Annotated in this window: 21 protein-coding genes; 18 read left to right on the top strand and 3 right to left on the bottom strand. The window is 65.1% G+C overall.

Translation table 11 applies throughout. The features are described from left to right. Positions 1-11: 11 nt before the first annotated feature. The 13 genes from QFZ47_RS10600 (at position 12) to QFZ47_RS10540 (ending at position 8,017) form a co-directional block, all read left to right on the top strand. On the top strand, positions 12-1,589 hold the full coding sequence (locus QFZ47_RS10600; protein WP_307655599.1) for a hypothetical protein: 1,578 nt from the start codon (positions 12-14) through the stop codon (positions 1,587-1,589). Between the two features lie 14 nt (positions 1,590-1,603). Then, a complete protein-coding gene (locus tag QFZ47_RS10595; RefSeq protein WP_307655598.1) occupies positions 1,604-2,140 on the top strand; it encodes a hypothetical protein in 537 nt (178 codons plus the stop codon). A 253-nt stretch (positions 2,141-2,393) separates the two neighbouring features. Next, positions 2,394-3,074 (top strand): 50S ribosomal protein L3, encoded by a 681-nt coding sequence (gene rplC / locus QFZ47_RS10590; protein ID WP_215249541.1) that lies wholly within the window; start codon positions 2,394-2,396, stop codon positions 3,072-3,074. Then, positions 3,074-3,694 carry a 50S ribosomal protein L4 gene (rplD, locus tag QFZ47_RS10585; protein ID WP_013543942.1) on the top strand — a complete coding sequence of 207 codons (621 nt, stop codon included), beginning with the start codon at positions 3,074-3,076 and terminating at the stop codon, positions 3,692-3,694. Before rplC ends, rplD begins: the two co-directional genes overlap by 1 nt. Beyond that, complete coding sequence (gene rplW / locus QFZ47_RS10580) at positions 3,691-4,026, top strand: 50S ribosomal protein L23 (RefSeq protein ID WP_007838129.1); 336 nt, start codon at positions 3,691-3,693, stop codon at positions 4,024-4,026. The genes rplD and rplW overlap by 4 nt, the downstream gene beginning before the upstream one ends. A gap of 2 nt (positions 4,027-4,028) precedes the next feature. After that, positions 4,029-4,853 (top strand): 50S ribosomal protein L2, encoded by an 825-nt coding sequence (gene rplB / locus QFZ47_RS10575; RefSeq protein ID WP_307655597.1) that lies wholly within the window; start codon positions 4,029-4,031, stop codon positions 4,851-4,853. Positions 4,854-4,863: 10 nt separating this feature from the next. Beyond that, positions 4,864-5,142 carry a 30S ribosomal protein S19 gene (gene rpsS / locus QFZ47_RS10570; RefSeq protein ID WP_007838132.1) on the top strand — a complete coding sequence of 93 codons (279 nt, stop codon included), beginning with the start codon at positions 4,864-4,866 and terminating at the stop codon, positions 5,140-5,142. A gap of 9 nt (positions 5,143-5,151) precedes the next feature. Continuing rightward, positions 5,152-5,484, top strand: coding sequence for a 50S ribosomal protein L22 (rplV, locus tag QFZ47_RS10565; protein ID WP_007838134.1), 333 nt, complete (start codon positions 5,152-5,154; stop codon positions 5,482-5,484). 17 nt (positions 5,485-5,501) lie between these two features. Further along, the gene (gene rpsC, locus QFZ47_RS10560; protein ID WP_307655596.1) at positions 5,502-6,428 is read left to right on the top strand and encodes a 30S ribosomal protein S3; all 927 of its coding nucleotides are present in this window, start codon (positions 5,502-5,504) and stop codon (positions 6,426-6,428) included. Between the two features lie 28 nt (positions 6,429-6,456). After that, the gene (gene rplP / locus QFZ47_RS10555; RefSeq protein ID WP_021012789.1) at positions 6,457-6,873 is read left to right on the top strand and encodes a 50S ribosomal protein L16; all 417 of its coding nucleotides are present in this window, start codon (positions 6,457-6,459) and stop codon (positions 6,871-6,873) included. 55 nt (positions 6,874-6,928) lie between these two features. After that, positions 6,929-7,144, top strand: coding sequence for a 50S ribosomal protein L29 (gene rpmC / locus QFZ47_RS10550; RefSeq protein ID WP_307658923.1), 216 nt, complete (start codon positions 6,929-6,931; stop codon positions 7,142-7,144). 2 nt (positions 7,145-7,146) lie between these two features. Next, positions 7,147-7,416, top strand: coding sequence for a 30S ribosomal protein S17 (gene rpsQ / locus QFZ47_RS10545; protein WP_307655595.1), 270 nt, complete (start codon positions 7,147-7,149; stop codon positions 7,414-7,416). 94 nt (positions 7,417-7,510) lie between these two features. Next, positions 7,511-8,017, top strand: a complete 507-nt coding sequence (locus QFZ47_RS10540; RefSeq protein WP_307655594.1) for a peroxiredoxin — start codon at positions 7,511-7,513, stop codon at positions 8,015-8,017. 11 nt (positions 8,018-8,028) lie between these two features. Here the strand turns inward: QFZ47_RS10540 and QFZ47_RS10535 are convergent, their stop codons facing one another. Then, complete coding sequence (locus QFZ47_RS10535; protein WP_307655593.1) at positions 8,029-8,616, bottom strand: GNAT family N-acetyltransferase; 588 nt, start codon at positions 8,614-8,616, stop codon at positions 8,029-8,031. Continuing rightward, positions 8,613-9,326: a cytochrome b/b6 domain-containing protein gene (locus tag QFZ47_RS10530; RefSeq protein WP_307655592.1), complete on the bottom strand. Its 714-nt coding sequence runs from the start codon at positions 9,324-9,326 to the stop codon at positions 8,613-8,615. Before QFZ47_RS10530 ends, QFZ47_RS10535 begins: the two co-directional genes overlap by 4 nt. A 158-nt stretch (positions 9,327-9,484) precedes the next feature. Between QFZ47_RS10530 and QFZ47_RS10525 the strand changes: the two genes are divergently transcribed. After that, complete coding sequence (locus QFZ47_RS10525) at positions 9,485-9,931, top strand: c-type cytochrome (protein ID WP_307655591.1); 447 nt, start codon at positions 9,485-9,487, stop codon at positions 9,929-9,931. Between the two features lie 62 nt (positions 9,932-9,993). Here the strand turns inward: QFZ47_RS10525 and QFZ47_RS10520 are convergent, their stop codons facing one another. Beyond that, on the bottom strand, positions 9,994-10,491 hold the full coding sequence (locus QFZ47_RS10520) for a TlpA disulfide reductase family protein (RefSeq protein WP_307655590.1): 498 nt from the start codon (positions 10,489-10,491) through the stop codon (positions 9,994-9,996). Positions 10,492-10,580: 89 nt separating this feature from the next. Between QFZ47_RS10520 and QFZ47_RS10515 the strand changes: the two genes are divergently transcribed. From QFZ47_RS10515 to ptsP, 4 genes are all read left to right on the top strand, one after another. Further along, entirely contained in the window at positions 10,581-11,123 is a 543-nt protein-coding gene (locus QFZ47_RS10515) for a hypothetical protein (protein WP_307655589.1), read from the top strand. 267 nt (positions 11,124-11,390) lie between these two features. After that, the gene (locus QFZ47_RS10510; RefSeq protein WP_307655588.1) at positions 11,391-11,846 is read left to right on the top strand and encodes a PTS sugar transporter subunit IIA; all 456 of its coding nucleotides are present in this window, start codon (positions 11,391-11,393) and stop codon (positions 11,844-11,846) included. Next, on the top strand, positions 11,815-12,084 hold the full coding sequence (locus QFZ47_RS10505) for an HPr family phosphocarrier protein (RefSeq protein WP_307655587.1): 270 nt from the start codon (positions 11,815-11,817) through the stop codon (positions 12,082-12,084). Before QFZ47_RS10510 ends, QFZ47_RS10505 begins: the two co-directional genes overlap by 32 nt. 103 nt (positions 12,085-12,187) lie before the next feature. Continuing rightward, complete coding sequence (ptsP, locus tag QFZ47_RS10500) at positions 12,188-13,981, top strand: phosphoenolpyruvate--protein phosphotransferase (RefSeq protein WP_307655586.1); 1,794 nt, start codon at positions 12,188-12,190, stop codon at positions 13,979-13,981. Positions 13,982-14,139: the final 158 nt, after the last annotated feature.

Raw genomic sequence — 14,139 nt, 5'->3', positions numbered from 1 at the left:
AGTTACAAGCTATGAGCTACAAGAACTCTTCTGCATGGATCGCGGCATGTGTCGTTCTGGCGTTGCTGGCCGGCTGCGGTGGCGGAGGCGGCGGGGGAGGTGGCGGCCTGGCCGGCTTCCCGCTGCCGGTGGCGGGTCCGGTGACCCTGAGCGGCACGGCCACCTATGAATCCGTGCCGAATCCGAGCGGCACCCTGGTCTATGCCAGCGCCGCCCCCAAGCCCGTGCGCGGGGCCATGGTGGAAGTGCTCAATGCAGCAACATCTGCGCAACTGGCCACGGCAATCACCGACGACAACGGGGCCTACGCGGTGTCCGTGCCTGCGAACACGGTGATCGCTGTGCGGGTCAAGGCCCAGCTGGTCCGCAGCGGCCCGGGCGCAAGCTGGGATGTGACGGTGCGCGACAACACGCGTTCCGGCGGCCTGTACACCATGCAGAGTCCCGCCTTCTCATCCGGCGCGGCCGCCCTGGTGCGCGACCTCTACGCGCCGTCGGGCTGGGGTAGTTCGAGCTACACCGAGGACCGGGTGGCGGCGCCTTTCGCCATACTCGATACGGTCTACACCGCCATGCAGAAGGTGACATCGGTTGCGCCCGCAACGGCATTTCCGGCATTGCGCGTGTTCTGGAGCGTCAACAACGCGCCGTCCTCCGGCAGCGTCGCGGCAGGGCAGATCGGCACCACTTTCTTTGTCGACCGAGGCAGCAACGGCCGTGAAATCTACGTGCTGGGCAAGGAAGACGTCGATACCGATGAATACGACACTTCGGTGATTGCCCATGAATGGGGGCACTACTACCAGTCCTCCTTCAGCCGCGACGACTCGATGGGCGGGGACCACAGTCAGAGCCAGCGTACCGATCGCCGGCTCGCCTTCTCGGAAGGCTGGGGCAATGCCTGGTCGGGCATCGCGCTGGGGCGCCGCAACTATGTCGATTCGGCCGGCGCGCAACAGGCATCCGCGCGGGAGAGCATCAACATCGACCTCTCCGCCGGCGCGGCAACCGTGCCAGGCTGGTACCGCGAGACGTCGATCCAATCGATTTTCTGGAATCTCAACCAGCAGGTCGGCTTCAAGCCGATCCACGACACGCTGACCGGCTTCCAGTTCAGGGGCGGTGCGGCCGTTACTTCGATCCATCCTTTTTCGGCGGCCTTCAACGCGACCGCTCCGGGCAGCGCCCCGGTCTTGGCCACCCTGCTCGGTGGGCAGAGCATCAACGCGACGGACAACGATCCGTTCGGCGGTGCTGAAAAGAACGACGGCGGAATTCCGGTCACCATTCCTATGTACAGGATGGCGACCGTGGGCGGCGCCGTGACCCAGGCTTGCGTCTCCAACGACGCCGGCACGGGCAACAAACTCGGCAGCTTCTCCTACGTTCGCTTCAGCGCGCCCGCCAACCGCAGCTACCAGATCACCGTGAACGGCGGTCCGGCGGAATCCAATCCCGATTTCGACATCTTCAGGGGCGGACGGATCGCCCGGACCAGCAATACGGTCAGCCTGTCGGCTGGCGAGTACGTTCTTGCAGTGACGGACCTCAGCAGTCTCGACGCATGCTTCAACGTCTCCATTCAGTAGCAAGAAAGGCCGCCATGAACATCCGATCGAATTCGATGATGGCCCTCGCGTGCCTCGCACTGGCAGCGCTGTCGGCGCCAGCCGCGGCCGACGGCGAGCCTGCATCGCGCGTTGCCAGGCATCCGGCATCGCAGCACCATGCCGCCCCGATGACCACGGCGCCGCAGAAGCCCGGCGGCGCTGGCGTCAAGCTCGAATACCGCCTCGACGCCGCGCCGCAATTGGGCCAGGCCACGCCTGTCGTGCTGCAATTCGACGGCGTGACCGACGCGGATGGCGCCACGGTTCGCCTGAGCGCCGACAAGGGGCTGACGCTCCAGGGAAGCAGCACCCTCGCGCTGCCGGCCGGCAAGCGGACCACGGCCACCGTTGTCGTGGTGAGCGAGGCCGAGGGGCTGGCCTACCTCAATGTGTTCATCAGGCAGGGCGGCGCCTCGAGCGTGGTTTCGGTCCCCATCCAGACCGGCACGGCAGCACCGGCCCTGAAATCCAGCGGCGAGATGAAGTCCACGCCGGGCGGCGACAGCATCATCACGATGCCCGTCAAATAAGCCGAAAGCGGGCAAAAACCGGGAAGCGAGCGCCCGCCGGGCCGCTTCTCCATGCTGCTTGCACTGTGCGGGCATAGCGGGCTATAATCGCCGGCTCTGCCCTTTTTGCGTCTATACGGACGCCGCAAGTGCGGAGATTTATCAACCTTCTTTCGCAGGCCGGAACCTCAGGGCAACCTCAGGAAATCGGCCAAACGCTGTCGCCAATTGAAGTGGCAGCGGCGAGGGGAGTTTCCATTTTTGGAGAAAACAAATGAGTCTGAGCAACTCCCTCGGGTTGCTGGGCCGCAAGGTGGGGATGATGCGTCTCTTCACCGATGACGGGGACGCAGTTCCTGTCACGGTGGTGGATGTATCCAACAACCGTGTGACCCAGATCAAGTCGCAAGAGACCGACGGCTACGTCGCACTGCAAGTGACCTTCGGTTCGCGCAAGGCATCTCGTGTGACCAAGCCGCAAGCCGGCCACCTCGCCAAGGCGGGTGTCGAAGCTGGCGAAATCATCCGCGAATTCCGCGTGACCGCCGATACCGCAGGCCAGCACAAGGCTGGCGGCGTCATCGCCGCGAGCAGCGTGTTCTCGGTGGGCCAGAAGGTCGACGTGCAAGGCACCTCGATCGGCAAGGGCTTCGCCGGCACGATCAAGCGCCACAACATGAAGTCGCAACGCGCGTCGCACGGCAACAGCCGTTCGCACAACGTTCCCGGCTCGATCGGCATGGCACAAGACCCCGGTCGCGTGTTCCCCGGCAAGCGCATGACGGGCCATCTGGGCGACGTCACCAAGACCACGCAGAACCTCGATGTCTTCCGCATCGACGAAGCGCGTCAACTGTTGCTCATCAAGGGCGCGATCCCGGGTTCGAAGGGTGGCTTCGTCACCGTGCGTCCCGCCATCAAGGCCAAGCCGCAAGCGGCTGAAGGAGCGAAGTAATGCAACTCGAACTCCTGAACGAACAAGGCCAGGCCGCGTCGAAATACGACGCCCCTGAAACCGTGTTCGGCCGTGACTACAACGAAGACCTGGTTCACCAGATCGTCGTTGCATTCCAGGCCAACGCCCGCCAAGGCACGCGCGCCCAGAAGGACCGCGAGCAGGTCAAGCACTCGACCAAGAAGCCTTTCAAGCAAAAGGGAACGGGCCGCGCCCGTGCCGGTATGACGTCCTCGCCGCTGTGGCGCGGGGGTGGCCGGATCTTCCCGAACATGCCTGACGAAAACTTCTCGCAGAAGATCAACAAGAAGATGTACCGCGCCGGCATGGCCGCCATCTTCTCGCAGCTCGCTCGTGAAGGCCGTCTGGCCGTGGTGGATTCGCTGACCGTGGATTCGCCCAAGACGAAGCCGCTGGCAGCCCGTTTCAAGGCGATGAATCTCGAGTCCGTGCTCGTGATCGCCGAAGAAGTCGACGAAAACCTGTACCTTGCCTCGCGCAATCTGGTCAACATCCTTGTGGTCGAACCTCGCTACGCCGATCCGGTGTCGCTGGTCCACTACAAGAAGGTGCTGGTCACCAAGGGTGCCGTCGACAAGCTCAAGGAGATGTTCGCATGAGCCGCGTGAACCCTACCGCCGCTGAACGTACGTTCGAAGAAGGCCGCCTGATGGCGGTGCTGGTCGCCCCGATCGTGTCCGAAAAGGCAACGATGGTCGGCGAGAAGTCGAACGCTGTCACTTTCAAGGTGCTGCAAGACGCCACCAAGCCCGAGATCAAGGCCGCCGTTGAACTGATGTTCAAGGTCGAAGTCCAGGGCGTGTCGGTGCTCAACACCAAGGGCAAGACCAAGCGCTTTGGCAAGTCCATCGGCCGCCGCGACAACGTTCGCAAGGCCTATGTGACGCTGAAGCCGGGTCAAGAGCTCAACCTCGTCGGGGAAGGCGCTTAATCATGGCCGTCATCAAGATGAAACCCACTTCGCCGGGCCAACGCGGCGCGGTGAAGATTTCGCGTGACCACCTGTACAAGGGTGCTCCGCACGCAGCCCTGCTGGAACCCCAGTTCCAGAAGGCCGGCCGCAACAACAACGGCCACATCACGATCCGTCACCGTGGCGGTGGTTCCAAGCACCACTACCGCGTTGTCGACTTCGTGCGCAACAAGGACGGCATCCCGGCCAAGGTCGAACGCATCGAGTACGACCCGAACCGCACCGCCCACATCGCTCTGGTCTGCTACGCCGACGGCGAGCGCCGCTACATCATCGCCCCGCGCGGTCTTGAGGCTGGCGCAACGCTGCTGAGCGGTTCGGAAGCCCCGATCCGCGCCGGCAACACGCTGCCGATCCGCAACATTCCGGTCGGCTCGACGATCCACTGCATCGAACTGCAACCCGGCAAGGGCGCGCAGATCGCGCGTTCGGCCGGCACGTCGGCCACGCTGCTGGCTCGCGAAGGCGTCTACGCCCAGGTCCGCATGCGTTCGGGTGAGGTGCGCCGCGTCCACATCGAATGCCGCGCCACCATCGGCGAAGTGGCCAACGAAGAGCACAGCCTGCGCCAGCTCGGCAAGGCAGGCGCCAAGCGCTGGAAGGGCATCCGCCCGACCGTCCGCGGCGTTGTGATGAACCCGGTCGACCACCCGCACGGTGGCGGCGAAGGCAAGACTGGCGAAGGCCGCCATCCTGTCGACCCATGGGGCAACCTGACCAAGGGCTATCGCACCCGTAACAACAAGCGCACGCAGGTCTTCATCGTGTCGCGTCGCAAGAAGTAAGGGATAGCCCATGACTCGCTCTCTCAAAAAGGGTCCTTTCGTCGACCACCACCTGGTGGCCAAGGCCGACAAGGCCGTGACGACCAAGGACAAGAAGCCGATCAAGACCTGGTCGCGTCGTTCGATGGTTCTGCCCGAGTTCATCGGCCTGACCATCGCCGTGCACAACGGCAAGCAACACGTGCCTGTGTACATCACCGACCAGATGGTCGGCCACAAGCTCGGCGAATTTGCGCTCACGCGCACGTTCAAGGGGCACCCCGCGGACAAAAAAGTCCAGAAGAAGTAAGGAACGACCATGTCTGAAACACGTGCAGTCCTCCGCGGTGTCCGCCTGTCGGTCGACAAGGGCCGTCTGGTCGCTGACCTGATCCGCGGCAAGAAGGTCGATCAAGCGCTCAACGTTCTGCAGTTCACGCAGAAAAAGGCCGCTGTGATCATCAAGAAGGTGCTCGAGTCGGCCATCGCCAACGCCGAGCACAACGACGGTGCCGACATCGACGAACTGAAGGTCAAGACCATTTACGTCGAGCAAGGTGCAACGCTCAAGCGCTTCACGGCGCGGGCCAAGGGTCGCGGCAATCGCATCAGCAAGCCCACGTGCCATGTGTACGTGACGGTTGGCAACTAAGAAGGCCTGGAAGAAATATGGGACAGAAAATCCACCCAACCGGGTTCCGCCTTGCGGTTACCCGTAACTGGTCCAGCCGCTGGTACGCAAGCGACCGCGATTTCGCGGGCATGCTGGCCGAAGACATCAAGGTTCGCGAATACCTCAAGAAGAAGCTGAAGAACGCTTCGGTGTCGCGCGTCATGATCGAGCGTCCCGCCAAGAATGCACGCATCACGATCTACTCGGCTCGTCCGGGCGTCGTGATCGGCAAGAAGGGCGAAGACATCGAGAACCTCAAGCGCGAACTGGGCAAGCAGCTCGGCGTGCCGGTGGCAGTGAACATCGAAGAAGTGCGCAAGCCCGAAATCGATGCCCAGCTGATCGCCGACAGCATCACGCAGCAGCTCGAAAAGCGGATCATGTTCCGCCGTGCCATGAAGCGCGCCATGCAAAACGCCATGCGTCTGGGTGCCCTGGGCATCAAGATCATGTCGTCGGGCCGCCTGAACGGCATCGAAATCGCTCGTTGCGAGTGGTACCGCGAAGGTCGCGTGCCGCTTCACACCCTGCGCGCCGACATCGACTACGGCACCTCGGAAGCCAAGACCACCTACGGCGTCATCGGCGTCAAGGTCTGGGTCTACAAGGGCGACACGCTGGGTCGCAACGACCTGCCGGCCGTCGAAACGCCGCGTCCCGACGACGAGCGTCGTCCGCGTGGTCCGCGCCGCGATGGCCGCCCGGGTGGCGACCGTCCGGGTTCGGACCGTCGTGGTCCCGGCCCGCGCGCCGGTGCCCGTGGCCCGATCGGTGGCAACACCGCCCCGGCCGACGGCAGCGACAAGCCCGCAGAAGCGACCGGTGGAGCTCCGGCTGCACCGGGTGCAGACTCGAAACCCGCCGTTAAGCGCGTCCGCAAAGCCGCGCCAGCTGCAGCAGCTGACGGTGCCAAGACCGAGTGATCGGTCTTAGAACTACGGAGTATTAAAAATGCTGCAACCTGCACGCAGAAAGTTCCGCAAGGAACAAAAGGGCCGCAACACCGGCATCGCAACCCGGGGCAACTCGGTTGCCTTCGGTGATTTCGGTCTCAAATGCACCGACCGCGGCCGCCTCACGGCGCGCCAGATCGAAGCCGCTCGCCGCGCAATTTCGCGTCACGTGAAGCGCGGTGGCCGTATCTGGATCCGCGTGTTCCCGGACAAGCCAATCTCGACCAAGCCCGCCGAAGTGCGGATGGGTAACGGCAAGGGCAACCCCGAGTACTACGTCGCTGAAATCCAGCCTGGCAAGATCGTGTTCGAGATCGTCGGCGTGCCCGAAGAGCTCGCCCGCGAAGCGTTCCGCCTTGCCGCCGCCAAGCTTCCGCTGCGCACGACGTTCGTCGCGCGCCAGCTCGGCGCCTGAGAGGAGAACATCCATGGCAACACGTAAGAAAAAAGAAACCGCGGCTCCGGCCAAGGTGACCAAGGCTGCAACCCTGCGCACGAAAGATGTCGCAGCGCTGCAAACCGAAGTCAAGGAACTGCAGAAGGCTCATTTCGGCCTGCGCATGCAAAAAGCCACGCAACAGCTGTCGAACACCTCGACGCTGCGCGTGACGCGCCGCGACATCGCGCGCGCCAAGACCATTCTTGCGCAGAAGCAGCAAGAAATCCCAGCCGCCATCAAGGAGTGAACATGACGGAAGTTAAAAAATCCCTCAAGCGCACCTTGATCGGCAAGGTGGTCAGCGACAAGCGTGCCAAGACCGTGACCGTGCTGGTCGAGCGCCGTGTGAAGCACGAGCTCTACGGCAAGATCGTGGCCAAGACGAGCAAGTACCACGCCCATGACGAAAAGGGCGAGTACAAGCTGGGCGACACCATCGAGATCACGGAAAGCCGTCCGATCTCGAAGACCAAGAACTGGGTCGTGACCCGTCTGGTCGAGAAGGCCGTGCTGGTCTGATCACTGGTTGATCTGCCTCGGGAAGTCTCGTGAAGGCAACCCATCCCGAAACGGCCCACAATGTGGGCCGTTTTTCTTTTTCAGGAGCACTCAGATGATCAAAGTCGGCGACACCCTTCCTTCGGCCACCCTGCAGGAATATTCCGAGGTCGAAGGCGAAGGCTGCAGCATCGGCCCGAACCCGGTGGACGTGAGCAAGGCCACGGCCGGCAAGACCATTGCGCTGTTCGCGCTGCCCGGCGCCTTCACGCCCACCTGCTCGGCCAAGCATGTGCCCGGCTATGTGCAGCACTTCGACGACTTCAAGGCCGCCGGCGTGGACGAGATCTGGTGCGTGAGCGTGAACGACGCCTTCGTGATGGGCGCCTGGGCGCGCGACCAGAAAACCGGCGCCAAGGTGCGCATGCTGGCCGACGGCAGCGCCGATTTCGCCAAGGCCACCGGCCTCACGCTCGACCTGACCGGCCGCGGCATGGGCCTGCGCAGCAACCGCTATTCGATGCTCGTGAAGGATGGCAAGGTGGCCACGCTGAACGTCGAGGCTCCGGGCAAGTTCGAGGTCAGCAGCGCCGAGACGCTGCTGGCGCAAGCCCGCGGCTGACCGGCTGGAGATTAGAGATCCACCTTGAGGTAGTGCGCGCCCGCGATCGGGTTGTGATAGTAGGGCGGCACTTCCTCGAAGCCCAGGTCTTCGTAGAGCGCGCGGGCCGACTCCATGTCGTCCAGCGTATCGAGCAGCACGCAGGCGTAGTCTGCGCCGCGCGCGGCGTCGAGGATGGCTTCGGCAAGTTGCCGCCCGACGCCCAGCCCGCGAAAACCGGGCCGCACGAACAGGCGCTTCATCTCCGCGGCGTTGGCATAGTCGGTGTTGTCGAGCGGGCGCAGCGCGCAGCAGCCGGCCACGTGCGCCAGCGTTCCGTTGGCGCGCAGGAGGGTCGGCGCCCTTTGCCCGGCTTCTTCCTTGATGTGGGCGGCATCGACCAATGCAAGCAGCAGGGCGCCGCGCGGTTCGGCGTAGTCGCCCGGCAGCGTGGCGACCTCTTCCTCGAAATTCTGGAAGCACAGGTCGATGCCCAGCGAGGCGGCATAGTCGCGGAAAATCGCGCGTGCCGCATCGAGTTCGGCAGGTTCCTCCGGCGTCAGGAGCACCACGGCTGGCGTATCGGCCAGCGGCAGGGGGCGTGAAACCGAAAAGCTCATACGCGCAGCGATGAAATCCAGTACGCCACGCCTGCGCACATGGCGAACAGGACCAGTGCGAGCCCGCGCGAGGCGGTGTCGTCGCGGCTGGGCGCCGACTGGCTGTGGACGGGGGTGATCAGCTTGTCGCCCGAGACCATGGGCCGCACCAGGCGATGCCGCTTGACCAGCACGTAGAAGAGCACCGCCAGCACGTGCAGGCTCACCAGGGCGATCACGATCGTCTTGCCCGGCCCTTCGTGCCAGCCCGTTGCAAGGCTCACCACGTCGCCGGAGACGAAGCGCGTGAGCGGCCCCGCCGCGGAAATTTCGTCGTCGGCCATCAACCCTGTGCCGACCTGTACCGCAAGCACCGCGAGCACGGCGAAAACGGAGAGGGCGCCCAATGGCGTGTGGCCGATCACATGATCGGGGTGGGCCCGCCCGCGCAGGTACGCGACGACCGAGCCCGGGCCATAGAAGAATGAGGCAAAGCGCGACCAGCGTCCGCCCACGAAACCCCAGAGCAGGCGGAACAGCAGCAGGGCGAGCACCGTGTAGCCCAGGCGGAAGTGCCACTCCATGACGCCGCCGAGGCCGGTGGCGATCAGGCCGATCACGGCAACGCTCAATGCCCAGTGGAAAACGCGCGTCGGCAGATCCCAGATGCGCGTTCGGACGGGGGTGTCGGACGCTGCGGCCTGCATGGCGGCCACGGAGGAGTCGGTCATCGAAGAGGCAAAGTGCGCAAAAAGCTGCGGAAGGCGCAGATTAGCAAAGTCCGGGCCGCAGCATGCTTCGGGTTGTTGCTATGCGCACCTGGAATGCTGCCCCTACACTCGGCGCGGCGCCGTTTTCGACGGTGCCGAGCCCACAACAAGGACCCCCGATGATTCGACTTGCTTCGTTCGCGCTGGCCGCTGCCTGCGCCGCGATTTCCCTGCCGGCCGCCGCCCAGTTCGCCAAGCCCGAGGACGCCATCAAGTACCGCCAGAGCGCGCTGTTCGTGATGGGCCAGCATTTCAGCCGTGTCGGCGCCATGGCCAATGGACGCGTTCCCTACGATGCGGCTGCCGCCTCGGCCAACGCCGAGATCGTGGCCGAAATGGCCAAGTTGCCCTGGACCGCTTTCGGGGCCGGCACCGAGGGCGGCAAGGGCAAGCCCGAGGTCTGGAAGGAAGCCGCGAAATTCAAGGAGCACCAGGACAAGATGGTTGCCGAGACCGGCAAGCTGGTGGTCGCGGCCAAGGCCGGCACAGTCGACGCGCTCAAGGCCCAGTTCGGCTCGACCGCCGCGAGCTGCAAGGCTTGCCACGACGGTTTCCGCAACCAGTAGGCGAGCTGCAGAAACAAAAAAGGCGCTGCCGGAGGGAGCGCCTTTTCGAATCCAGCGGCGGATCAAGCCTCCGCGAGCAGTTTCTCGATCAGCTTGTGGAGCTCGGCGAAATCGGGCTCGCCCACATAGCGCTTCACGATCTCGCCCTTCTTGTTGACCAGGTAGGTGGTGGGCGTGAGCTTCACGTCGCCCCAGGCCTGGGCCACGGTGCCGGTGTTGTCGATCGCCACCTTGAACGGCAGCTTGCGGGTCTCGGCAAAGTTGACGACGTAGCTCGGCGGGTCGTAGCTCATGGCCACGGCCAGCGTGTCGTAGCCCTTGGCCTTGTACTTGTCGTAGGTGGCGATGACCTTGGGCATTTCTGCCACGCAGGTCACGCAGCTGGTGGCCCAGAAGTTCACCAGCGTGACCTTGCCTTTCAGGTCGTCCGTACTTTTCTTGCTGCCGTCGAGCAGCACGAAGGTCGAGGCCGGTGCCGCGGTGGCGCCGGAGCCCAGGTACACCCCCACGCCGGCGGCCAATGCAAGGGCGACTGCGGCGACGGCGATGTATTTTTTCATGGCAGCAAATGGAGAGGGGCCGGGCGATTTTAGTTCCGCCGGCCGGATCGTGCCGGGGCGCGTCCGCGCGGCTCGATAATGGCTTTCCGATGCCCTCGTCCGATTCCCGTTTCCGGTCCGCGCTGGCCGCAGCCGCCGCGCTCGTGCTTGCCGCCTGCAGCCCCACCTTCAACTGGCGCGAAGTGCCGATTGCCGATGCCGGCCTGGTCGTTCTCTTGCCCTGCAAGCCGGACCGTGCCCAGCGTGCCCTGCCGCTCGGCGCCGAGTCGGTGCAGGTCGACATGGCGGGTTGCGAAACGGGCGGTGCGACCTTCGCCGTGGCCCATGCCTCCGCCAGCAGCCCGGCGCAGGCCGAGGCCTGGCTCAAGGCGTGGCGCGCCGCCACCCGCAGCCAATTGGGCGAGGCGCAAGTGAGCGAAGCCCCCGCGGCACTGAAACGCGCGACCGCCGCGCCCGCACCGGTGCGGCTCGACGCCCAGCCGCCGCGCCAGGGCGCCGCGCCGGTCCAGGTGCTCTGGTTCGCCCAGTCGAAGAAAGACGGCGCTGTCTCGCTCTACCAGGCCACCGTGCTCGGCCGCCCTTCTGCGCCCGAGGCGGCCAATACCTTCTTCGAGGGCTTGCGTCTCCCATGAGCGGCAGCCTGCTCGGCGCCGCCCCTCCTGCCGTTCGCGATGCTCGTTCTTGCTCTTGTTTTGATAGCTAGTTCCGCGGCGGGCACGGTGGCTTGGGTGGTTTTTCTGCGCTTCCACCGTCGTCACGCTGGCCCAGCCGGCCGTTACCTGGCCTTCCGGTGGAGTCGTCCGTGCGGCCCTGTCTGTTTTCCTGGCCTGCTGCGTTGTGTCGTATATCTACTTCCTTTGGGCGCCCCCGCATAATCGGTGCGTAGTCCCCCGACCCGCATGAACAGCATCCTCATCATCGCCCACTCACCGTTAGCGCAGGCGCTGCGGCGATGCGCGCTGCATGTGTTTCCCGACTGCGAACAAGCCGTGGTCGCGCTCGACGTGCTGCCCAACGTGTCGCCCGAAGAAACGCTGGCTGCCGCCCGCATCACGCTCGCACAGCAGCTCAATGTACCGCGCTCGCAGGTGCTGGTGCTGGCCGACGTGTTCGGCGCGACGCCCTGCAACGTGGCCCAGAAATTGGTGGACGGCGTCCGCTCGCGGCTGGTGGCGGGCGTCAACCTGCCGATGCTGCTGCGCGCGGTGACCTACCGCCACGAACCGCTCGAAACGCTGGTGCAGCGCGCCATCGCAGGCGGCACCGCGGGTGTCATGCAGGTGGCCGTGGCGGCACCCCAGAATCAGGCGAAGAGAAAGCACAGTGATCAAGAAATCCGTGACCATCAGCAATAAGCTGGGCCTGCATGCGCGCGCATCGGCCAAGCTCACAAAAATCGCAGGCAGCTTTCCGTGCGAGGTGTGGCTTTCGCGCGGCGACCGCCGCATCAATGCCAAGAGCATCATGGGCGTCATGATGCTGGCCGCCGGGCTCGGCTCGACCGTCGAGCTCGAAACCAATGGTCAGCAGGAAGAAGAGGCGATGGACGCCCTCATCCAGTTGATGAACGACAAGTTCGGCGAAGGCGAATGAATGTGGCCCCCACGCTCCGCACTGCGTGTCGTCGCTGCCCCCCGAGGGGGCGCGGCCGCCTTGGGGCGGCCCGGCGGCGGCCGGTGACCTTCGGTAGGCGCCCATGACCTTCGCAGTCCACGGCCTCCCTGTTGCCCGTGGCATTGCCATCGGCCGCGCGGTGCTGGTGGTGTCGAGCCGCATCGACGTGGCCCACTATTTCATCAAGCCCGACGAAATAGAAACCGAGATCGACCGGGTGCGCATGGCGCGCAATGCGGTGGCTGACGAGCTTGCCAAGCTGCAGACCAATGTGGCGCTGATGGGCCCCAACGATGCGCCGCACGAGCTCGCGGCGCTGCTCGAAGTGCATCAGATGCTGCTGCAGGACGAGGCGCTCACCGGCGGCGTGAAGCACTGGATCACCGACCGGCTCTACAACGCCGAATGGGCGCTGACCACGCAACTCGAGATCATCGCGCGCCAGTTCGACGAGATGGAGGACGAGTACCTGCGCGAGCGCAAGGCCGATCTCGAGCAGGTGGTCGAGCGGCTGCTGCACCGCATGAAGGGCACGGCTGCGGTGCTGGCGCCGAGCCCTCCGCGCCGCAAGCGCCCCGCCGCCGAGGATGATGACGACCCCACGGCCGGTGACGGCATCGACGCGCCGCTGGTGCTGATCGCGCACGATCTTTCGCCGGCCGACATGCTCCAGTTCAAGAAGAGCGTGTTCGCCGGCTTCGTGACCGACGTGGGCGGGCGCACCTCGCACACCGCCATCGTCGCGCGCAGCATGGACATTCCGGCCGTGGTGGGTGCCCGCACCGCGAGCCAGCTGGTGCGCCAGGACGACTGGGTGATCATCGACGGCGATGCCGGCGTGGTGATCGTCGATCCCTCGCCGATCATCCTGGCCGAGTACGGCTTCAAGCAGCGCCAGGGCGACCTCGAGCGCGGCCGGCTCGCGCGGCTGCGCCACAAGCCCGCGGTGACGCTCGACGGCCAGCGCGTGGATCTGCTCGCCAACATCGAGATGCCCGAGGACACCGTCGGCGCCGTCAAGGCCGGCGCGGTGGGCGTGGGGCTGTTCCGCAGCGAGTTCCTCTTCATGGGCCGCGAGTCGCAGCGCCAGACCCGCCTGCCCGACGAGGAAGAGCAATACCAGGCCTACAAGCGCGCGGTCGAAGGCATGCAGGGCATGCCGGTCACCATCCGCACCATCGACGTGGGCGCCGACAAGCCCATCGACGGCAAGGCGGCCAGCAAGCAGGAGCACCTGAACCCCGCGCTCGGCCTGCGCGCCATCCGGTGGAGCCTGGCCGACCCGGCGATGTTCCTCACCCAATTGCGCGCCATCCTGCGCGCGGCGGCGCATGGCGAGATCCACCTGCTGATCCCCATGCTCGCGCACGTCAGCGAGATCCGCCAGACGCTGTCGCTGATCGACTTCGCGCGGTCTGAGCTCGACAGCCGCGGCGCCGTGTACGGCCAGGTGAAGCTCGGCGCGATGATCGAGATTCCCGCTGCGGCGCTCACGCTCAAGACCTTCCTGAAGTACTTCGACTTCCTGTCGATCGGCACCAACGACCTGATCCAGTACACGCTGGCCATCGACCGCGCCGACGAGGCCGTGGCCCACCTCTACGACCCGGCCCATCCGGCGGTGCTGAAGCTCGTGGCCGACACCATTGCCGAATGCCGCCGTCAGGGCAAGAGCGTGGCCGTGTGCGGCGAGATGGCGGGCGACGTGGCCTTCACGCGCCTGCTGCTCGGCCTGGGGCTGCGCAGCTTCTCGATGCATCCCTCGCGCATCCTCGCCGTCAAGCAGGAAGTGCTGCGCGCCGACACCAGCAAGCTCGAAGCCTGGGCCAAGGGCGTGCTCGAGTCGGACGATCCCGCGGCCGCATTGGCCGGATAGTTAGGGATGGTCTGCAGAACGCGATCTGCGATTGAGGGTAGATGAATAAGGTGATGGCGAGCCATCCCAGCGATCAGATCGAACAGCCCCAAGCGTCGATCTCGCTGCGCCAGGACCCGTCGCGCGGGCTTAGCGAGCCCTATTCGGGCGCTGCAGAC

This window comes from Variovorax paradoxus, assembly GCF_030815975.1.
Lineage (GTDB): Bacteria > Pseudomonadota > Gammaproteobacteria > Burkholderiales > Burkholderiaceae_C > Variovorax > Variovorax paradoxus_N.
Note: the sequence above shows the minus strand (reverse complement) of the source record. Positions and strands in the feature narration are given on the sequence as shown.